At 68.4% G+C, this 20,439-nt stretch carries 16 protein-coding genes; 7 read left to right on the forward strand and 9 right to left on the reverse strand.

Going from position 1 to position 20,439, the window contains the following annotated elements; genetic code table 11:
• From A5659_RS24250 to A5659_RS24265, 4 genes are all read right to left on the reverse strand, one after another.
• Positions 1-545, reverse strand: a 545-nt coding sequence (locus A5659_RS24250) for a PPE family protein (RefSeq protein WP_304441598.1), incomplete at its 3' end; no start/stop codon positions are given.
• Positions 546-552: 7 nt separating this feature from the next.
• A complete protein-coding gene (locus A5659_RS24255) occupies positions 553-852 on the reverse strand; it encodes a PE family protein (protein WP_067019979.1) in 300 nt (99 codons plus the stop codon).
• Positions 853-894: 42 nt separating this feature from the next.
• Positions 895-2,142, reverse strand: coding sequence for a PPE family protein (locus tag A5659_RS24260; protein WP_067019981.1), 1,248 nt, complete (start codon positions 2,140-2,142; stop codon positions 895-897).
• A 497-nt stretch (positions 2,143-2,639) separates the two neighbouring features.
• Positions 2,640-2,834: a ferredoxin gene (locus A5659_RS24265; RefSeq protein WP_066861425.1), complete on the reverse strand. Its 195-nt coding sequence runs from the start codon at positions 2,832-2,834 to the stop codon at positions 2,640-2,642.
• 306 nt (positions 2,835-3,140) lie between these two features.
• Between A5659_RS24265 and A5659_RS24270 the strand changes: the two genes are divergently transcribed.
• The gene (locus tag A5659_RS24270; RefSeq protein WP_066861421.1) at positions 3,141-4,304 is read left to right on the forward strand and encodes a cytochrome P450; all 1,164 of its coding nucleotides are present in this window, start codon (positions 3,141-3,143) and stop codon (positions 4,302-4,304) included.
• 52 nt (positions 4,305-4,356) lie between these two features.
• On the opposite strand, the gene eccCa is transcribed toward A5659_RS24270, so the two are convergent.
• Together eccCa and eccB are read right to left on the reverse strand one after the other, a co-directional pair.
• Complete coding sequence (eccCa, locus tag A5659_RS24275) at positions 4,357-8,523, reverse strand: type VII secretion protein EccCa (RefSeq protein WP_066861418.1); 4,167 nt, start codon at positions 8,521-8,523, stop codon at positions 4,357-4,359.
• Entirely contained in the window at positions 8,520-10,037 is a 1,518-nt protein-coding gene (gene eccB / locus A5659_RS24280; RefSeq protein ID WP_066861415.1) for a type VII secretion protein EccB, read from the reverse strand. The genes eccCa and eccB overlap by 4 nt, the downstream gene beginning before the upstream one ends.
• A 422-nt stretch (positions 10,038-10,459) precedes the next feature.
• Here eccB and malQ point away from each other — a divergent pair, with 422 nt between their 5' ends.
• The 5 genes from malQ (at position 10,460) to A5659_RS24305 (ending at position 16,422) form a co-directional block, all read left to right on the forward strand.
• Positions 10,460-12,616 (forward strand): 4-alpha-glucanotransferase, encoded by a 2,157-nt coding sequence (gene malQ / locus A5659_RS24285; protein ID WP_067184818.1) that lies wholly within the window; start codon positions 10,460-10,462, stop codon positions 12,614-12,616.
• 36 nt (positions 12,617-12,652) lie between these two features.
• The gene (locus tag A5659_RS24290) at positions 12,653-13,534 is read left to right on the forward strand and encodes an LLM class F420-dependent oxidoreductase (RefSeq protein ID WP_067184821.1); all 882 of its coding nucleotides are present in this window, start codon (positions 12,653-12,655) and stop codon (positions 13,532-13,534) included.
• The gene (locus A5659_RS24295) at positions 13,531-14,001 is read left to right on the forward strand and encodes a nuclear transport factor 2 family protein (protein WP_067184824.1); all 471 of its coding nucleotides are present in this window, start codon (positions 13,531-13,533) and stop codon (positions 13,999-14,001) included. The genes A5659_RS24290 and A5659_RS24295 overlap by 4 nt, the downstream gene beginning before the upstream one ends.
• Before the next feature lie 307 nt (positions 14,002-14,308).
• Positions 14,309-16,051 carry a molybdopterin-dependent oxidoreductase gene (locus A5659_RS24300; RefSeq protein ID WP_066861404.1) on the forward strand — a complete coding sequence of 581 codons (1,743 nt, stop codon included), beginning with the start codon at positions 14,309-14,311 and terminating at the stop codon, positions 16,049-16,051.
• Between the two features lie 101 nt (positions 16,052-16,152).
• Positions 16,153-16,422, forward strand: a complete 270-nt coding sequence (locus tag A5659_RS24305; RefSeq protein WP_067184828.1) for a hypothetical protein — start codon at positions 16,153-16,155, stop codon at positions 16,420-16,422.
• Between the two features lie 21 nt (positions 16,423-16,443).
• Here the strand turns inward: A5659_RS24305 and A5659_RS24310 are convergent, their stop codons facing one another.
• Positions 16,444-16,872: an SRPBCC family protein gene (locus A5659_RS24310; RefSeq protein WP_197498191.1), complete on the reverse strand. Its 429-nt coding sequence runs from the start codon at positions 16,870-16,872 to the stop codon at positions 16,444-16,446.
• Between the two features lie 106 nt (positions 16,873-16,978).
• Entirely contained in the window at positions 16,979-17,536 is a 558-nt protein-coding gene (locus tag A5659_RS24315; RefSeq protein ID WP_066880707.1) for a hypothetical protein, read from the reverse strand.
• Positions 17,537-17,763: 227 nt separating this feature from the next.
• Between A5659_RS24315 and A5659_RS24320 the strand changes: the two genes are divergently transcribed.
• Complete coding sequence (locus tag A5659_RS24320; protein WP_067184831.1) at positions 17,764-19,596, forward strand: DUF4407 domain-containing protein; 1,833 nt, start codon at positions 17,764-17,766, stop codon at positions 19,594-19,596.
• A gap of 15 nt (positions 19,597-19,611) precedes the next feature.
• On the opposite strand, the gene A5659_RS24325 is transcribed toward A5659_RS24320, so the two are convergent.
• Complete coding sequence (locus A5659_RS24325) at positions 19,612-20,436, reverse strand: SAM-dependent methyltransferase (RefSeq protein WP_067137980.1); 825 nt, start codon at positions 20,434-20,436, stop codon at positions 19,612-19,614.
• Positions 20,437-20,439: the final 3 nt, after the last annotated feature.

The following is a 20,439-nucleotide window of genomic DNA, read 5'->3' on the forward strand; positions in this document are numbered from 1 at the left end:
GCCTGACCCGACGGGTTGGTGACCTCCGGCGCCTTCTGGAACTGCGCCACCTTCGTCGCCGAGGCCGACTGGCCCGCATAGCTGTACATCGCGGCCGCGTCCTGCGCCCAGTACTCGCCGTACTGCGCCTCCAGCTGCGCGATCGTGCCCGTGTTCTGCCCCAGCACGTTGGTCTGGATCAACTGCTGAACCAGGGCGCGGTTGCTCGCGATCACGGGCGGGGGCACCACCGAGGAGAACGCCGTCTCAAACGCCGCCGCGGCGGCATTGGCCTGCGTGGCCGCCTCCTCGGCCTGGGCCGCGGTGATGCTCAACCACTCCGCATACGGAGTCGCCGCCTGCACCATCGCCGCCGAGGCGGTCCCCGTCCACTCCTCGCTCGACAGCTGAGTCACCACGTTCTGGTAACTCAACGCGGCCGACTGCAACTCCGCGGCAATCGCATTCCACGCCGACGCCGCGGTGGTAAACGACTCCGAACCCGGACCGGCATAGATCCGCGCCGAATTGATCTCCGGCGGAAGTGCTCCGAAATCCAACATCATCGACTCCTTAACCAGTCGCGGCCGCGTTGGCCGCCTCAGTCACCGCGTAGGACCCGGAGCTGGTGCTCAGGGTGTTGACGAACATTTCGTGGATCGCCGCCGCTTGCGCGCTGACGGCCTGGTACATCTGGGCGTGCGCCGCGAACTGCGCCGCCGTGAGTGCCGACACCTCGTCGGCAGCGGCCGGCACCACCCCCGTCGTCGGGGCCGCGGCGGCGGCGTTCTGGGCGCTCAGCGTTGAGCCGATGGTTTGCAGGTTGCCCGCTGCGGCTGCCAACGCCTCGGGCTGCGTGGTCACGAAAGACATCTAGCTTCCTTCCCCTTCCGTGGGACTCATCTGGGCTGGTGGTTATCCGGCCGAGGGTGGCCGGGTCAGCACGCTGTAGCGGAACCCGTATTTGTTGACGTACCCGGCCGCCGCGCCGCGCCGCCCGACCGACCCGACCGGCATGCCGCGCAGCAGGCCGTTGGCCGGTGAATTCGCTCCACCGTTCGCCACCGCGGCCTCGATGGGAGTGACCTCCTCGGACATCGCCGCCGGGGTCACCGACGAGGTCAGCGTCGCCCAGTGCTGGGGAACCGAGAGCATCCCGACCCGCGCGGCCTGCCCCGTCCCGGCGGAGATCGCGCTCACGTGGCCCACCCCGCCCAGGTTGCCCAGCCCCAGGCTCGCGAACTGCGGCGTGGGATACCAGGCACCACCGGCACCGGCCGTGCTACCACCGGGACCGGAGACCAACTGCTGGGCGAGCTGCGACCAGAAGGCCACGATGCCGTTCGAGAAGTAGGCAAGACCGGTGTTCTGCTTGAGCAGCACGGTGTAGAGCGTGGGATTCAGCCCCAGGTAGTTGTTGTCCGGGGTGGGTAGCCCCGAATTCAAGAGGTCCTGAAGGGTGCTCGACAGCAGTCCCGGATTCGAGGTGGCCGCGCTCGTTTGGGTCGCCGCTTGAGTTGTGCTGGCGGACAACGCTTGTGGGGAAGCCAGCTGGGAGGTCGTCTGCGCGGTGTTGCCCGCCGGCTCCGCAACCGCCTTGGCGACCGCGGCGGCCTGGTTGGAGTCGGCCTCGGGCGTGGTGGTGTTGGGCGGCGTCGCGAACGGGGTCAGCACCGACGCGGTCGCCGACGCAGCGGCATAAGCCATCATGGCCCCGGCGTCTTGCGCCCACATCTCCATGTACTGCGCCTCGGTGGCCGCGATCGCCGGGGTGTTCTGCCCGAAGAAGTTCGTCGCGACCAGGGTCGCCAGCAGCACCCGGTTGGCGGCGATCACCGGCGGCGGCACCGTCATCGCGAACGCCGCCTCGAAGGCCGCCGCGGCGGCCCGGCCCTGCCCCGCCGTCTCCTCGGCCTGCGCGGCCATGGCGGTGAGCCAGCTCACGAACGGGGTGATCGCCGCGACCATCGACATCGACGCCGGTCCCACCCATGGCCCGCTGGTGAGCTCGGTAACCACCGAGTTGTAGCCGCTGGCCGCTACACCCAATTCCGCCGCAATCTCGTCCCAGGCAGCGGCGGCGGCCATCATCGGCCCCGACCCCGGACCCGCATACATGCGACCGGAATTGATTTCGGGCGGTAACGCCGCGAAGTCAAACACCGTGTCCTCCTCAGTCGGCCGGGACCGCAGGCGATCTCGGCTGTCACGTAGGAATCAGTGGTGGCCGTGGTCACGGCTCTGTAGACGACGCCACCGGTTGGCCGCTGCACCCACGGGAGTCACCAACGGAGCCCCTTCGCCCCGCAACCCCATCAGCCGGGCGGGCCGGCGCATGCTGACCAGTGGACCGCGTCCGCAAAGCTGGTCTGCCACCGCGCTTCTCGGATGTCTGGTCAGGAAAGACATGCACCTTCTGCCTCGGCTAATCTCCCGCTATCAGCAACCGAGCGACAGCTCGCGTGTGCCCGAACTGCCGCCCGGCACTGAGATTAGTTCGTTATGAAGCAAACACCGACACGCAAAGGCACCTGTTCATCAATGGCCAGCCACTGTTCATTCCCGGTCGGCGGGAGTTCATACACGGCAATGGATTGTTCACTCGCCGTTTGCTTAACGCCCACGGCGGCACCGCCCGGTCTTCTCGGGCGGTCGAGGCGTCAGTCCTCTTCGAGGATCAGCGCCATCTCGGGGCACGATGCGACGCCGTCGCGTGTCGATTGCTCGTCCTCGGGCCTGACTTCGTGCTCCTCGAGGATCGAATAGCCGGACTCGTCGATCGGGAACAGGTCTGGGTCGACGGCGTAGCACTGGGCGTGGCCAACACATTTCGACTGGTCCAGACGAACCCTCACGAGGCTTCCTCCCTAGCCGGCACGGCGCGGCCGTAAACGTCTTCGCAAGCAGGCGAGCTCGCACTTCACGGTGCGGTCCCCAGATTAGTCGGTCGGTACAGTGTCGGAGGTGTTCGCCGATCGCTTTCGCGCCCAAACCCGGTTCAGCCCGGGCGGGCGGATCCGTGTTCCGTTGCCCCGCATGCGATATTGACGAACCGATGCAATATTGATGTGCCGCCAGGTGTTGGTATCGACGAATTCCGACATTGACGCACTCGCGTCGGAGCTATTTCACCCAAGACAGACAACCGGAGATCGAAGCGCATGAGCGAGGGCCAGCAAGGGTCGTTCTACCTGCCCCGCCTTGATTTCGCCACGTTGCCGATGACCGAGGACCGGGGTCTGGGTTGGAAGACGCTGCGCGACGCCGGACCCGTCGTGTTCATGAACGGCCACTACTACATCACCCGCCGCGAGGATGTGCTGGCCGCCCTGCGCAACACCAAGGTGTTTTCGTCGACGATCCTGCAGCCGCCCGGCCACCCCTTGCCGGTGCTGCCGTTGGCTTACGATCCGCCGCAACACACCCGCTACCGCCAGATCCTGCAGCCGTACTTCAGCCCGCACGCGTTGGGCAAATCACGCCCGGTGCTGCAGCGCCACGCCAGCGAGATGATCGCGGCGCTGGCCGGGCGGGGCGAGTGCGAGGCGATGGCAGACTTCGCCAACCTCTACCCGTTTCAGGTGTTCCTGGACCTCTACGGTCTGCCGGTCGAGGATCGTGACCGGCTCATCGATTGGAAGGACGCCGTCGTCAGCGACAAGCCCTTCGTCACCCAGAGCGACATAGAGAAATCCGAGCAGTTGCTGGCGTACCTGGCCGACGTCATCGCCCAGCGCCGGCAAAACCCGCAGTCGGACATGCTGTCGCAGGTGATCACCGGCAAGGGCAACTTCACCGACCTCGAACTGCTCGGCATGACCCATCTGCTGATCCTGGCCGGTCTGGACACCGTGACCGCGGCGATCGGGTTCTCGCTGTTCGAATTGGCCCGCAGACCGCAGTTGCGCAAGGAGCTGCGCGACAACCCCAAGCAGATCCGGGTCTTCATCGAGGAGATCGTCCGCCTCGAGCCGTCGGCGCCCGTGGCACCGCGGGTCACCACCGAGTTCGTCGAGGTCGGCGGCATGACGCTGCCGCCGGGCACGTCGGTGCGGCTGTGTATGGCCGCGGTCAACCGCGACGACAGCGACGCGATGTCCACCAACGAGCTCAACATGGACGGAAAAGTCCACCGCCACTGGGGCTTTGGCGGCGGACCGCATCGCTGCCTGGGCTCTCACCTGGCGCGCATCGAGCTGACGGTGATCGTCGCGGAATGGCTCACCCAGATTCCGGATTTCGAGCTGCCCGAGGGCTACTCCCCCGTCATCAATTACCCGTCGAAGAGCTTCGCGCTCAAGGAATTGCCGCTGCGCTGGGGCTGACTCCCGGTGTGACCGGTCAGCCCCGGCGCAGCGGCCGGTACCTACTCGGGCCCTACTTGCGCAGCTCGGTCGCGGCGACCTGGACGAACACACCGGTGTCCTCGGCCATCAGCAGGCCTCGACCACGGGGCAGCGGGCCACCCTTCATCTTGCCGCGGATGAATCCCTCGTCCGGGTCGGCGTCCATCACCAGCAGCGGGGCGTTGGCCTGGGCCAGGGCCCGCAACATCGGGTCGCTGCCGGCCGACGACCAACCACCGAACGTGCGCGTGACGATCACGTGCAGGCCGACGTCGGCGGCCCGGGTCACCCAGGGGGCGGCCTTGTGCAGCGGCGAATCGAAGCCCGCGGGCAGCTGCTGGATGTCGTCGACGATCAAGAAGATCTCCGGTCCGCTCCACCAGTTGCGCGACAACAACTCTTCGGCCGACAACCCCGGCGGCGGCTCGCGGCCGGCCAGGACCGCGGCCAGTTCACCCATCATCGCCTGCACGCCATCGAGGTTGTAGGCGAATTTCTCCACGTAGTCGGCGCCGAGCGTGGTCAGCAGCTGACGGCGCGGGTCGACCAGCCACACCTGGGCCGAGGGCTGGCCCGCCGGCGGCGGCGGGGCGCTGGTCGCTCCCGGCGCGTACAGCCGCCCGATCTCGGACATGATGGTGGCCAGCGTCGTGGTGCGCCCACACTCGCGCCGGCCGGTCACCATCAGGTGCGCGTTCTCGGCGAAGTTGAGATACACCGGCGACAGGTCCAATTCCGAGATGGCCCAAGCGATTCCGCCCGCACCGACGCCCTGACGGGTGTCGTGTGCGGCCAGCTCCCGAAGCTGTTCCACGCCGAAGGTGGCCGGCAGTCGGCGCACCGGCGGCGCCTGGCCGCTGGCGATCCGGCTGACGGCTTCGACGATGCTGTCGGACTCGAACCGATTGTCCGGCGTGCTGGCCAGCGCCGGCCGCGCCACCAGGGTGTGCAGACCGGACTGCGGGTCGGCGTCGAGGCGCACGTAGTTGACCGCGACCATGCCGCGACCCGGCTTGACCGGAACGTCCTTGGCGAACCGCGAACGCACCAGCTTGGCGTCTTCCACGGCGGCCAGCCGCAGCTCGACCCGGGACCCGAAACCGCTGCGCACCGGCGGCCGCAGCTCCGATTCGCGGTCGGCGGTGACCACCACGTGCACCCCGAACGAGGGGCCCTGGTTGATGATCACGTTGACCTGCTCGATCAGCACCTCGTTTTCCTCGGCCAGCGCCCGGTAGTTGTCGACCACCAGGTAGACGTCGCCGAACCCGTCGTTGGGGACCGGGCCGGGCTCGTTGCCGAACTTGCGCCGCCGGAACACCTCCATCGAGGCGATCCCGTACTCGAGGAAGCTGCGCTTGCGCTCCCGCACCAGGGCCAGCAGTTCGGCCACCGTGCGGCGAACGCCGTACGGGTCGGTCGGGCCGGCCACCTCACCGACGTGCGGCAGGCGGGCGACCGTCGTCAGCGCGGTGCTGCTGTAGGCCAGGCAGTAGAACTGGATCTGCTCGGGCGTGTGGGTCAGCGCCGCCGAGCAGATCAGCGTCTGCAGCGCCGTCGTCTTGCCCGAACCACCGGCGCCCAGGATCAGCACGTTGGCGCCCGGGCCCGACGTGTCGACCGTCCACGGCGGCTGGTCGTGCTTGAAGGGGCGGTCGATGATCCCGATCGGGAACACCAGGTCCTGAGCGGTGCCGTAGTCCTGCTGCCAAGGGCGGCCGAGGAACCGGTTCACCAGTTCGTCGATGGCGACGGGCTGGTTCAGCGGCGGCTGCCACAGCCGGTAGGGCTGGAAGTCGATCTTGCGCAGCTGGTCGATGATGACGGTACCGACCTTGGGCGTCCTGATCCCTTCGGCGTCGTCGTCATCGCCGCCCTCGACCTCGACCGGCAAGCCGTCGGCGGGGATGGCGGGCGCGATGACCTCGGGTCCCCCGACGCTGACTTCCAGCGGGGTGAACGAGTTGGTGAACAGCTGCGGACGGACGTAATCGATGCTGTGCACCAGCGCCGGCGCCTCTTCTCCGTCGTCGGTCAGCCCGCGCGGGAAGTAGTCCCGCCACAGGAATTCGGCCTGGAACCGGGTGATGTCCTCCAGGCTGCGGCGGAAGTAGCCCAGACCGGCCTGGGCGGGCAGGTTGACCGCGTTCGGCACGCCGGCGGCCTGCGCCGCACCGGCGGTACGCGCCTTCAGCACCAACCGGTAACCCATGTTCTCCATGAGCTTTTCGGCACGGCTCTCGATGGTCTGCGACGCCATCATCAGGTGGATCCAGTACGCGCGGCCCTGCCGGCCGATCGAGTCGAGGACGTCGACCGCCGTCGGCATGATGCGGAACCATTCGTAGAACTCGTCGATGACGACCACGAGCATCGGCAGCGGGGCCATGTCCTGGCCACGCGCCCGCATCCGGCTGCGCACCGAGTTGTATTCCTTGGCGTCGTCGACGCCGGCGCTGTCGCAGATCGCCTTGCGGCGGGCGATCTCACCCCACAGTGCGTCCAGGAAGCGCTCCATCAGCGCCTGGTCTTCTTCCAGGTCGGTGATGATCCGGGACACGTGCGGCACGCCGGCGAACGGCTTGACCGCCGACCCACCCTTGAGGTCGGCCAGCACGAACTGCAGCTCCTCCGGCGGGTGGCTGAGCATCAGCGACTCGATCACGGTACGCACCAGGGTGGATTTACCCGAACCGGTCGTACCGGACATGACACCGTGGGGGCCGTCGCCACCTTCGTCCAGCGATTTCATGTCCAGGAACAGCAGCTCGCCGTTGTCGGAGCGAACACCGAACGGCGCCCGCAACCGCGACCGGCCCATCGTGTCGTTGCGGCTGCCCCACAGCGCCTCGAAGTCGATGCGGCCGGGATCGTCGATTCCGTAGTAGGACAGGATGTCTCGGGCGCCGATGTGCGCCACCCGCTGGCCGATCTCCTCGTACGCCTCGGCGAGCCGCCAGCGCGCCAGCTTTTGCGCGAACTCCTCGGCCTCGGCGGTGCTGATGTGGTCGGTGAGCGCGAAGAACCAGGGCTTCTCGTCGATCACCATCCAGGTGTCGCGGTCGCGGGGCAGGGTCTCGATCACACCCTTCTCGTCGAAGCGCAGGGTGCGCTCCGGGACCGCACTCCACATCGCCGAGCCGGTGAGGTCGAAGAACGTCACCCCGTCGACACCTTCGCCGCTGATCACGTACTCCCATTGCGGGTCAACGGCATCGGCGATGATCACGGTGTGCGGCGTCGGGGTCTGGGCAGACGAGCTGGCGTGCCGGGGCGTGAAAGAACCACGGCCGGCGAACAATTCGGCCTGCTCGGCGGCGAACTCGCGCACCGAGCTGTACACCATCCGGGCGTTGCCCGCGGCGTCCTGGCGGCGCGGGTCACCGAAGTGCGGCAGCCATTTCACCCAGTCCCATTCGTCCACGTTGGAACTGACCACGATCATCCGCATGTGGTCGGGCCCGTGCGAGAAGGCCAGCTGGCAGATGATCGCCCGCATCAGCCCCGCCACCTGCTCGCGGTCTCCGACCAGCGAGTACCAGGGCTCGACGAGCACCGAGATCATCTTGGGCAGGTTGTAGACGACGCTTTGATAGCGACCGAATTCCTGCAGCGCCTTGCCGGTCACCGGCTCCAGCTCGATGTCGGTGGGCATGTTCTGGGGCTCACCCCAGGTCACCTCGGGGCGGGTCATGCCGACGCCGACGCGGACCACGCCGAAGTTCAGGTCCTTGCCGTCGGGCTTGCGTTCCCACATCCGCGACGACCCGACGGCGGCGGCCAGCGTGGTGGGCGCCGGGTGGAACCACCGGTAGTTGGCGTCCATGCTGTCGGCCGACTCGTGGGCGGTCTCGCGCAGCATGTCCAACATCAGCATGAACTGGGCGCGCATCGAGTCCAGCTTGGGGCGGCTCATCTGCTGCTGGCCGCCGAACCGGCCGCCGAACATCATCATCGCGACGCCACCGATCATGAAGATCGGGAAGATCGAGCCGGCGCCGCCGAACACGTGCGAGCCGCTGGCGAAGGTCATGGCGACCATGCCGATCAGCAGACCGACCACCACGACGCCGACCACCACGATCCACCATGGCTTGCCCTCCGGCGGCGGGATGCTCAGCGGCGTCGGGAGGACGATGTTCTCCGGCTTGATTACCGGAGGCTTCTCCGGCGTCGGCCGCGCAAATCCACGTTTCACTTCGGTACCGCCAACTCTCCTGGGGACATATCCATCGGTAGCGTGTCGTGCTCCACCAGCGCATCCGCCCGCGACAACGTCGGCCCTTGCGGGAGCAGCCGCAGCGCCACCCACGGCGCCAGGCCCGGTTTCGTCTTGAGGCCCAACGCTTCTCGCACCTCGCGGGTGTCGTCGACCCCGAAGCGGGCGCCCGCGTCCGTGAGCCACCACAGCGATTCGGTGGTCTTGGCTCCCGGGTCGTTTCCGGTGACGGCCACGAAGTTCGCGTAGTCGGGCCCGAAGAAGACCTGGTCGGCTTCGCGCCCGGTGGTGTCCGCCTTGACCAGCGACACCACCCGGTTGACGTCCTTCTGCTCGACCGGAATGGTCGCGCCGGAGATGACCTGCACGCGGGCCCGGTTCTCACCGGAGGTCTTCTGCCACCACCAGCAGGTCGCCGGGTTCTCCCGGATGTCCATCACGTTCAGCGGCGCGTCCGGGTACGACGACAGGTCGAGCTTGTTGACCACCGGCATCTTCGCCAGCGCGGACGGCTCCACGGTCACCGGTTTGGTGTTGCCCGGTCCGGCGTTCTGCAGGATCTGGGCCACCAACGGCGGCAGGGTCTGCACGCCGTCGGCCAACACCAACGAATACTGTTGCGGCCCACTGATTTGCGGGGTGACGATCACCGTGCCGATCGGGCCGGGCGCGTTCGGGAACGACGCCCCCGCGCCCGCGTTCTGAATCTGCGGCACGGTCAGTTCCGGCCCGACCGGCAGCGCGTCGTAGAGGGCGCGGCTCATCGGCTTGGCCATGCTGACCTGTTCGGGGGTCAGTCCCAGCGGCAGCAGCACCGACCGGTTGGACCCGTCGATGCGTGAGCGGCGCCCGTCCCGGATCACCCACGCGTCCCCGCTGTAGTTCAGCACCACCGCGTCCGAGCCGGTCAGCACCCGCCGGTGGTTGCTCAGATCCGGGTTGCCGTCGATGACGGTCACCGTCACACCGGACGGGGCGCCGGCACCGGTCGAGTTCGCCACGGTGTCGCAGACCAACCACGACGACGCGGCCGGGCTGGTCGGGTGGAAGCTCGACGGCGCGCCCGGGATGCCCACCATCGGGCCGCGCGGCAGGCTGGCGATCTGGTTGGATTTGACCAGGTGCGGGTTGTCCGGCCGACCGGTGATCAGGCGCGCCGAGGCCAGGTTCAGCGCGGGGTACAACTTCTCGCCGACGCGGACGTACAGCGCTCCGGAGTCGCGGTCGGCGATGATCGGTGACTCGTTGATCTGTCCGGCCGGGCTGATGAAGGAGTAGAGCAGCGCGCCCAGGCAGATGACGAGCGCGGCGGAGATCGATGCCACCACGGCCAGGTTCTGCCGCCGTCCCGGCTCGACCTCCATGCGGACGCGCCACCGGGTCAGCGCCATCGCGGTGCGGCGCGCAAGGAACTGGTAGCCGGTCACCTGGGTCCGGGTCGACAACCCCAGGCCGTACCCCGACCCGCGTTGCCCGCGACTCTCTTCCGCCACTTATTCACCATCCGGTCTGCTGAAGCGCCTGGATATCGTCCTTTGACCGATCCAGCGCGAATTACATGACAACGTTAAGGCACCTGCGCGGACCTCGCCACGCGGCGCCGGAGCGCATTCATTTCTACATCTGTTTATGCACCCGAATCCGGCCCCGTCCACCGCTGCGGGCCGCCAGGAGAGGCGGTCCCGACGCGCGCCACTGAACTGGCAGTTTCGTTCCCCCATGGATGAGCCGAGCGGAGCCTGGTGATCTCCTCAAGGCATCGTAATCGCCGCGGGCCCGCTCGTCCTGTCGAGCGCGCGAAGCCATTGCCGGCAGTGGCCTCAAATGAATGGCGGGCGACCGCCCAGCAAAGAATGCGCCAACTCGCCCCGGGTCCGAGTCGCCGCCCGCCGAATCCGGGCAGCAAGATGACGTCATGACTGAACTCGCTCCGTCGCTGATCGAACTCGCCCGCAGATATGGCGTCGCGACCGAGTACGAGGATTGGTCGGGCCGACGGGTGCGGGTGGCCGAGGCGACGTTGAAGGCGGTGCTGGGTGCCCTCGGTGTGGCGGCCGACGACGAGCAAGAGCGCAACGTCGCGCTGACCGCGAAGCTGCGGTCGCACTGGGCGCGCCAACTGCCGCCGACCATCGTGGGGCGTACCGGCGAGCAGATCCGGTTCTGGGCGCATGTCACCCATGGGGATCCCGCCGAGGTGTGGTTGCAGCTCGAAGACGGCACCGTGCGCGGCGGTGTGGCACAGGTCGACAACTTCACCCCGCCGTTCGACCTGGACGGTCGCTGGGTGGGTGAGGCCAGCTTCCTGCTGCCCGCCGACCTGCCGCTGGGCTATCACCGGGTGCATCTGCGTTCCGGTGACGCCGAGACCAGCACCGCGCTGATCGTGACGCCGGATTGGCTGGGGTTGCCCGAGCGGCTCGGCGCCCGGCGCGCGTGGGGCCTGGCCGCGCAGCTGTACAGCGTGCGGTCGCGGCAGTCGTGGGGCGTCGGCGACCTGACCGATCTGACCGACCTCGCGGTGTGGTCGGCCTCCCGGCACGGCGCCGACTACCTGCTGGTCAATCCGCTGCACGCCGCGGCCCCGACCAAGCCGATGGAGCCGTCGCCGTATTTGCCGACATCGCGACGCTTCGTCAATCCGATTTATCTTCATGTCGAGGCGATTCCCGAGTTCGCCGGCCTGACCAAGCGCAGCCGGGTCCGGCGGCTGCGCTCCGAGGTCCAGCAGCGCGCCGGCGACGTCGACGCCATCGACCGCGACGCGTCGTGGGCGGCCAAGCGGGCGGCGCTGCGGCTACTGCACCAAGAACCGCAGTCGGCGGGTCGCGAGTTGTCCTATGCGGCATACCGCGACCGGGAGGGCCGCGCGCTGGACGACTTCGCCACCTGGTGCGCGCTGGCCGAGAAGCACGGCGACGACTGGCATTCCTGGCCCGAGGCGTTGCAGCACCCGGACGCGTCAGGGGTGGCGGCCTTCGTCCAAAAGCATTCCGACACAATCGATTTCCATCGGTGGTTGCAGTGGCAGCTCGACGAGCAGCTGGCCGCGGCGCAGTCACAGGCGATCCGGGCCGGCATGTCGTTGGGCATCATGCACGACCTGGCCGTCGGGGTGCACCCCAATGGTGCCGACGCCTGGGCGCTGCAGGATGTGTTGGCGCTGGGCGTGACCGCGGGCGCGCCGCCGGACGAGTTCAACCAGCTCGGCCAGGACTGGTCGCAGCCGCCGTGGCGACCGGATCGGTTGGATGAGCACGAGTATCGGCCCTTTCGCGCGCTGATCCGTGCGGTGCTGCGGCACGCCGGCGGGGTGCGCATCGACCACATCATCGGGTTGTTCCGGCTCTGGTGGATCCCGCGGGGCGCCTCGCCCACCGAAGGCACCTACGTGCGGTACGACCACGAAGCGATGATCGGCATCGTCGCCTTGGAGGCGCACCGCGCGGGCGCGGTCGTCGTCGGTGAGGATCTCGGCACGGTCGAGCCGTGGGTGCGCGACTACCTCTTGTTGCGGGGCTTGCTGGGCACCTCGATCCTCTGGTTCGAGTTGGACCGCGACGGGACCGGTGGCCCGCTGCCGGCGGAGCGCTGGCGCGAGTACTGCCTGTCCTCGGTCACCACGCACGATCTGCCACCGACCGCCGGCTATCTGGCGGGCGACCATGTGCGGCTGCGTGATTCGTTAGGGCTGCTGACCCGCCCCGTCGACGAGGAGCAGGAGGCCGACCGAACGGAGCTGGCGGCGTGGCTGGCCGAGCTGCGCCGGGTCGGGTTGCTCGAGGACGGCGACGACGACCCGGAGCGCGTCGTCGTGGCGCTGTACCGCTATCTGGGCAGGACGCCGTCGCGGCTGCTGGGCGTGGCGCTGACGGACGCCGTCGGTGACCGCCGGACCCAGAATCAGCCCGGCACCACCGACGAATACCCCAACTGGAGGGTGCCGCTGACGGGGCCCGACGGGCGCGCGGTGATGCTCGAGGACGTGTTCACCGACCGCCGGGCCGCCACGCTCGCCGAAGCCGTGCGCGCCGCGATAGCGCCCGCCGTGGCCGAAAGCGCGACCCGCTAATCGACCGGCGGGATGCCTTCGTTAGCTTCGAAAACCATGAAGGTCTCGGTGGTGGCCCCGGTCGCCGACGGTGTCACTGCGGACCCCGACTGGATGGTGGCCTTCGCGCGCCATCTGGAGGCCTGCGGGTTCGAATCGATCGTCGTTGTCGAGCACACCGTCCTGCTCACCCGCTACGACAGCGTCTATCCCTACGACAGTTCGGGACGCGTCGGCCTGGCGGCAGACTGCCCCATCCCGGATCCCCTTGACCTGCTTGCCTTTCTGGCCGGCCACACCAGCAGCCTGGGGCTGGCCACCGGCGTGTTGGTGCTGCCCAATCACCACCCGGTGGTGCTGGCCAAGCGGGCCGCCACCGTCGACGCCCTGTCGGGCGGCCGGCTGCACCTGTGCGTCGGGGTGGGCTGGCTCTCCGAAGAGCTGGCCGCCTGCGGCGTGGAGTTCGACAGCCGGGGCCGGCGGGCCGACGAGCAGCTGGCCGTCCTGCGCGCGTTGTGGGCGCAGCGGCCCGAGGGGGTATCTTTCGCGGGCGAGTTCTTCAACTTCGAGAACGTCATGAGCTACCCGAAACCCGTTGCGGGCGAACGTCTCCCAATTCACATCGGTGGGCACAGCCGAGCGGCCGCGCGCCGCGCCGGACGCCTCGGCGACGGCTTCCAGCCGCTCGGGGTGACCGGTCCGCAACTCGCGTCGTTGCTTGCGCTGATGCGCGACGAGGCGTCGTCGGCGGGCCGCGACCCGGCGGCACTCGAAGTGTCGCTGGGCCATTCGGTCACCAAGGTCGATGCCGAGCGCGCGGCCGCCCTCGCCGACCAGGGGGCCGACCGGCTGGTGCTGGCCATGCCGCCGACCACCGACATCGAGCAGGCCAAGGATCAGTTGTCGGCCTGCGCGCAACGGTTGTCATTGAGCTCATGACGCTTTCCGCCGATCACCGGGCTGCCCTGAGCGATCTGGTGCACCGGTACGCGGCGCACGTCGACGACCGCGAATTCGCCGCCGTGGCAGAACTTTTCACTGTCGACGCCGAGCTGCTGGTGCCGGCACCACCCGCCGATCTGCGGCCGAACAAAACGCATCGCGGCCGGGATGCCATCGGCACGGCGGTCGCGGCCGTCGGGGCGGTCGTGCGCACCCAGCACGCGATCGTCGGTGAGGTATACGACGCGGCCGGGCGACCCGGCACCGCCCGCGGGCGCATCGCGTGCGTCGCGCACCACTGGAACCAGCGCGACGACGAGCTGGTGGACGTGGCATGGCACCTGCGCTACGACGACGAATACGCGTTGACGCAGGCGGGTTGGCGGATCGCCCGCCGGGCGTTGACGGTCAACGCCATCGAGACCCGCCCGGTGCGCCGGCTGCTGCCGCGCGACCCCGCTTAGCGTGTTGGCAGCACATTATGCGCACACTCACAGCAAAACTCATCGGTTCGTATCTGCGGCTCAAAATCGGCAGTTTCGTGGGTAGATGCGGCTAACGCCGTCGAGGCCCGGCCGAATTTTGCGCGCTCGACGCGTGCATCGGAGTTCCGCCGCCCTGATCCGGACCGCGACCAGAGCCTTCGTTCCCGATTGACTCCAATTAATCCAGGTGCGTTCGTGTAATTTCGGCCGCGTGACCAACACCGTTGATTCCGCGGGGACCGGTGGAGGGCGGGCAGCGCAGGGCGGCTCGGTATCGACCCTGGCAGTGGGCACGCCGCTGACGTCCATCCCGGACTACCGCAACGAGATACACACCGCCGAAGACGTCATCGATGTGGAGCATTACGGTGGCGGCTTCGATCTCACCAGGCGGGCCACCGCCCCCAAACTGCGCGTCGGCCGCGACCGATGGTTCAACCTGCTCTGGTTGATCCCCATCGGCTTTGCCGTGCTGATCGCCGGGATCGCGGTCGGCAAAGGCTTGCACAACATGCCGGCGGTGCAGTCGTTCATCCACCGCTACCCCGGCTCGGACAGCGCCGGCATCCCCCCGGGACTGCCCGCCTGGATCGGCTGGACGCACTTCTTCAACCTCTTCATGATGATGTTCATCATCAGGACGGGGATCCAGATCCTCTGCGATCATCCCCGGCTCTACTTCAGCCGCAACGCCACCCCGGGCAAGGACGAGTGGCTGCGGGTGGGTCCGCCCGTTCCGGACGACGAGCTGTGGACCGCCAACGCCGACACCGTCGCGTTGCCACCGCAATTGGGGCTGCCCGGGTTCCGGCACTCCATCGGCCTGGCCCGCTGGTGGCATCTGGGCGTCGACGTCCTGTGGCTGGTCAACGGGGCCGTCTTCTACGTGCTGCTGTTCGCCACCGGACAGTGGCGCCACATCGTGCCGACCAGCTGGGACGTCTTCCCCAACGCGGCGTCGGTGGCCATTCAGTACCTGTCGCTGGACTGGCCCACCGATAACGGCTGGGTCGCCTACAACGGCCTGCAGCTGCTGTCGTACTTCACCACCGTGTTCATCGCCGCCCCGGCCGCGCTGATCACCGGTCTGGGAATGTCGCCCGCGCTGTCCCAGCGGGTCCACTGGCTCAGCAAGCGGCTGAGCATTCAGCACGCGCGGTCCCTGCATTTCGTGGTGCTGGTCTATTTCCTGTTCTTCATCCTGGTGCACGTCACCATGGTTCTGACCACCGAGGCACTGCGAAACCTCAACCACATGTTCGCTTCGCGCGACGACAACAGCTGGGTCGGCTTCGGCATCTTCGCCGCGGCCATGGTGCTGACCGCGATCGCGTGGGTTTGGGCCACTCCCTTCACCATTCGCCACCCGCGCGTGGTGCAGCGGGTCGGCTACGCGCTGGTGGGTCCCTTCCAGCGGATGCTCGAGCAGTTGGACCCCAAGCCCGGTGCCTTCACCGAGAAGGACATCTCGCCGCACCACTGGCGTAACGGGCGCCTGCCCGAGACCGTCGAGTACAAGGAACTGGAGCGAGACGACTTCAAGGACTGGCGTCTCAAGGTCTACGGACTGGTCGAGCACCCGATGGAGTTCTCCCTCGAGGACTTGATGGCGCTGCCCTATCACGAGCAGATCAGCCAGCACTTCTGCATTCAGGCGTGGTCGGGCGTCGCCAAATGGGGTGGCGTGCAGATGAAGACGATCATGGACATCGTCAAACCGCTCCCGGAAGCGAAGTGGGCGGTCTTTTATTCGATGGGTCTGGGCGCCACGGGCGGCATCTATTACAACGCCCATCACATCGGCCAGATGGACCACCACATGACGATGCTGGCCTACAACATGAACGACCAGCAGCTGCCTTACATGCACGGTAGGCCGCTGCGGCTGCGCAACGAATTGCAGCACGGCTTCAAGCTGGTGAAGTGGATCAAGGGCATCGAGTTCGTCGCCGACTACCACGACATCGGTAGCGGTTATGGCGGCTACAGCGAAGACCACAAGTACTTCGGCCGCCACCAGACGCTCTAGGCGTATCGCGCGTCACCTCCGCCAAGTCGTTTGTCCCGATAGCCAGCTGGGTAGCTCCAAGAGATCGGGCCGAAACTCCAAGTGACAGCAGAGGAGACGCCATGAGGCACCACCCTGTCGACCATGGTCGGACCGCTGACCCGCACAAGGGTGGGTCGCGGCAAACGCCCGGGCTGCTCGTGGTCGCGGCGGCCGCGTTGGCGTTCGTCGCATGTGTGGCCAACTTCGCTCTGGGGCAGGCCGGCGCCGGGGTTGCCGCCGCGATCGTCGCGATGCTCGCCTTCGGCGCCGGTTTGTCGTGGCTTGCCATGGACCGCAGGCGAATTCGCGACGCCGAGCGCCATTGGATGATCAGCCACCCGGCGCGCTAGCGCCGGACCCCGCGGGGGCGGTTATTGCAGGGTAGCCAGGTTGTTGACGGATTTCTGCACGTCGGACCGCAGCACCCGGGCGACCAGTCCCCCGACCGGCCCGCTGAGCAGACCGCCACCGAGGTCGGCGGTGAGGTGGAACGTCGATCCGGGATGATTGTCGGTGACGGTCATCGCCACCGTGAGGCGGATACCGCCGCGGCCGCGGCCCTGCAGCTCAATCGCTTTCGGCTCGTCGTAGCGGGTGACCTCCCAGTGGATCACGTTGCGGAAACCCTTGACCTTGACACACGACGAGACGCAGGTGCCCTTCTCGATGGTGTCGGGCACCGGCCCGCGCCACCCGGCGAAAATCGTCATCCACTCGTCGAATCGGTCCAGGTCGGACGCCAGCTTCCACGCCGCTTCCGGTTCCACCTGCGACGACACCGACACATCTACGCGAGCCAACGTCTTCCTCCCCTGGCGATCGGCAGCGCCGTCGCCCACCGGCGACCGACGCACAACCCTGACTGGGTACCCCGACGGCCTCGGGCGTATTCGTGGGCTCGGCCGGTCAGGGCCAGGCCTGCTCCAGCTGCTGGGCCACGTCGATGATTTGCGCCGCCTGCGACTGGGGCGCGTCGATCTCGGCGGCGACGTACTGGGCGATGAAACGCCGAATCTCACCGTCCACGCCCGCCAGGATGCGCAGCACCTCGCCGCGGATCGAGTTCGACGAGACATTGACGGTGATGTCGGACGGCCGCGGTTTGGCCACGTCGACGATCAGCAGCAGCGGTTCTGCCGCGCGCGCCGTCGCCCGCAACTGAATGTCTCCGGAAACCACGAAACGCGGCTTGTCGAGCCATAAATCGATCAGCAGATCGATGGACAGCGGGATGTGGATGACGAAGGTGATGGTGTCGCCCAGCCGGCGCGTGACCCGGGGCTCCTGAATCTTGACGTTGGCACTGACCTTGGCGATCCCGCCCGGCCCCTGCGCGATCGGCTCCATGGCGAACTCGCTGCCGGCGATGTCGGCGAACGCCGCGGCGACACGCTCGGGAGTGACGGCGACCTCGAAGAACCTGCGGCCGAACTCCTCGTAGGTGACATAATCGTGATTCGTCATAGGCTTATACCGTCTCATGTCACCTGCCAGAACGGTCGCTGATCTGCTCGCGTCGCAGGAATTCCGCGTCAGGTGCCCCCTCGTTGGACCGGCGGGTGCGAGCGATGCGCGGCCGGCGATCCGCGTCGGTTCCGCGGATCTGTGAAGCGCGCCACAGGCGGGGCGCTTCGATTCGAAGTGTCGGGCGGTGGCCTGCGAGGCTTGATGGTGGAGGTGTTTTCGGTCTTATGCCCCAGGAAGTGATCGAGCAGCCATCGGGCCTGGCCCGGGCGGCGGGGATGCTCATCTGGCTCGGCGGCGGGCACCGGCGCGAGCTGGGCGAGCGTCACGAACGGTCCGCTCACGCGGTCGCCGGCGCCGTCACGCTGTCCGGTGCGATGCTGGCCTGGTTGGTCGCGACGCTCGCGGTCACCGGCTCGACCCCCTGGCCGCTGCCGGCGGTGGTGCCCGCCACCTTGGTCTTCGGTGTGCTGGTCGGCGCCATCGGCCGCGCCACCATTCCGGGGCCCGGCCGGAGTCGCGCTGGTGTCATTGGACGCGTCGCGGTGGCGGCGGCGGTCGGCGTCGTGGTCGGTGAACTCGCGGCGCTCGTTCTGCTGTCCAGCTCGATCGCCCACCGGCTCGACGAACGGGCGTTGCGCCACGCCGAATCGGCCCCGGCCGTGGCGCGGGCAGCGGCGGCCCTGCAGCAGACCAGGGACGCCCGCACGGCACTCGACAACACCGTCGCGGCGGCCCGCGACCGTCAGGACAAGGCCTTGGTCGTCGCCCGCTGCGAATACCACCCCACCCCCGGCTGCCCGCAGACCCGGATCACCGGCGATCCCGGAGCCGGGCCCGAAACACGCACGGCCAACGAGCTTCTCGGCGATGCCCAGCACGAATTGGACACCGCCCTCGCCGCGCGCGACGGCCGGGCGCCGGCGCTGGACGCCACGATCTCGCGACAGGAGCAGGCGCTGCGTGACGCGCGGGACGGTGTCGTGGCGGACGCCGACCGCGGCCTGGGCGCGCGCTGGGTGGCGATGAACGACCTCACCGCGGCCGACGCCGGGGCGATGAGCCTGCGGCTGTTGACGATCGGGGCCTGCGTGTTGCTCTACCTGGCGCCGCTGATCCTGGGGTGCTGGCGCGGTGAGACCACGCACGATCGCCGCACCACCTCGCGGGCCGAGCGCGAACGCGCCGAACTCGACGCGGACACCGCCATCGCGATCAAACGGGCCGAGGTGCGGCGGGAGGCCGAAATCCTGTGGGCCGAGCACCAATTGACACAGGCCCGGCTTGCCGTCGAGGCGCAGACCCAGATCGACCGTGAGCAGCAACGCCGGCGGGTTTCCGAAGCCCTGGATGCTCCGGTGCACGCGCCGTCGCAGCGCGAGTTCGAGCCGGGCGACGACGACGTGTACCTGCCGATCGCCGCCGAAGCCGAGGCGGCCAGCCGGGCCATCACCCGACTGCCCGCGCCGGAGCCCGCCGCCGGCTTGGCCGGTCCCGAGACCGACCTTCCGGAGCACCTGCCCGCACCGGAGCCGTGGGGCGGCGAGGTCGAGCAACACCAAGAACGCCATGCGCCGTTGATCCCGTCGATTCCGGACGCCACCAAGGCCGCCGCCCGCTGGATCCGCCCGCTGGTGCCGCCGTTCGTGGCCAAGGTGATCGACACCACCACCCAGCCGCTACGCACCGCGCGCCAGGTGTTCGAAGGCGTCCTCGAGGAAACCGAAGAGATCACGTTCACCCTCAAGCGCACCCGCAAGGTGGCGATCAGCTCCGAGGCCTCCGACACCCGGCTGTCCGATCACCCCGCCGACACCGAAACACCCTCGGGCCAGGCGGAATTCGTCACCTCATCGCGACACCACCCCGCCGAGCGGGCGCAGCGCCGGGTGTCCGGGCGCGGGTCGGGCGCGTCCCTGCCGGGACGGGCCGCCCCTGACGCCGAGCGCCTGTCCGTCCCGCCCGCGGATCGCGACCGGCGGCGGGCGCTGACGAAGCGAGACGGTCCGCCGGAATTGGGCCCGCCCGACGGTCCGCGTGAGCTGCCGCCGCCCAAATAGCCCGCCGCTGTCGCGCTAGGACTTCGTCGCCTCGACGAAGTAGCCGCGCGGTACGCCGGGCACTTTCAGCGGGACGGCCGGATGATCCCAGCGATTCCACCTCACGCCGGGCTCGGCGACGTCGGTGACCTCCGCCATCCAGCCGTGCCGCTCGATCAGGGTGGCCGGCGCGTCGGTGCCGAACGTCCACGGCGCGCCGCTGCGCCGCATGTACTCGAGGGTGGGCTGCATGAAGTCCGCCTCCAGCAGCGCCGTGCCGACCAGGTCGTAGCAGACACGCGAACCCGGCGCGGACAACGCATCTATTCGGGCGAACAAGACGTCGACGTCGGCGGCGTCGAGGTACTGCAGCAGGCCTTCGACCAGCCAGGCGGCCGGGGCGTCCGAGGAAAACCCTTCAGAGATCAGGGCTTTCGGCCAGTCGTCAGCCAGGTCGACGCCCACCGGGACGCGACGGCAGCGGGGACGCTCACCGGCGAGCCGTTGATCCTTGATTCTGATCACCTGCGGCTGGTCGACTTCGTAGACGGTGGTGGCGGGGCGCCACGGCAGCCGGTAAGCACGCGCATCCATGCCCGCCCCGAGGATCACCACCTGCGCAATGCCGTCCGACTCCGCCCTCTGCAATGCCTCGTCCCAGAACCGCGTGCGGATGGCGATCTGCGGCGAGGACGCGCCCGTCTTCGCCGCGGCCCGGGCGAGCAACGCGCGACCTTCCGCGCCGGCCAGGCGGTCGGCGAACGGGTCGGTGAAGAGCCGGTCCGGGCGCTTGGATTCCTCGGCGCGCATCGCAGCGACCAGAAATCCGGTGTCCGCTACGGCTTGTCTGGTTTCCTCCATGTG

Origin of the sequence: Mycobacterium sp. 1165196.3, from assembly GCF_001673415.1 — a bacterium.
Taxonomy (GTDB): Bacteria; Actinomycetota; Actinomycetes; order Mycobacteriales; family Mycobacteriaceae; genus Mycobacterium; species Mycobacterium europaeum_A.

Excerpts from the sequence above, each read along its gene's own strand:
- A5659_RS24255 (WP_067019979.1), bottom strand. The coding sequence starts at position 852 with ATGTCTTTCGTGACCACGCAGCCCGAGGCGTTGGCAGCCGCAGCGGGC.
- A5659_RS24270 (WP_066861421.1), top strand. The coding sequence starts at position 3,141 with ATGAGCGAGGGCCAGCAAGGGTCGTTCTACCTGCCCCGCCTTGATTTC.
- malQ (WP_067184818.1), top strand. The coding sequence starts at position 10,460 with ATGACTGAACTCGCTCCGTCGCTGATCGAACTCGCCCGCAGATATGGC.
- A5659_RS24290 (WP_067184821.1), top strand. The coding sequence starts at position 12,653 with ATGAAGGTCTCGGTGGTGGCCCCGGTCGCCGACGGTGTCACTGCGGAC.
- A5659_RS24295 (WP_067184824.1), top strand. The coding sequence starts at position 13,531 with ATGACGCTTTCCGCCGATCACCGGGCTGCCCTGAGCGATCTGGTGCAC.
- A5659_RS24305 (WP_067184828.1), top strand. The coding sequence starts at position 16,153 with ATGAGGCACCACCCTGTCGACCATGGTCGGACCGCTGACCCGCACAAG.
- A5659_RS24315 (WP_066880707.1), bottom strand. The coding sequence starts at position 17,536 with ATGACGAATCACGATTATGTCACCTACGAGGAGTTCGGCCGCAGGTTC.
- A5659_RS24320 (WP_067184831.1), top strand. The coding sequence starts at position 17,764 with ATGCCCCAGGAAGTGATCGAGCAGCCATCGGGCCTGGCCCGGGCGGCG.
- A5659_RS24325 (WP_067137980.1), bottom strand. The coding sequence starts at position 20,436 with ATGGAGGAAACCAGACAAGCCGTAGCGGACACCGGATTTCTGGTCGCT.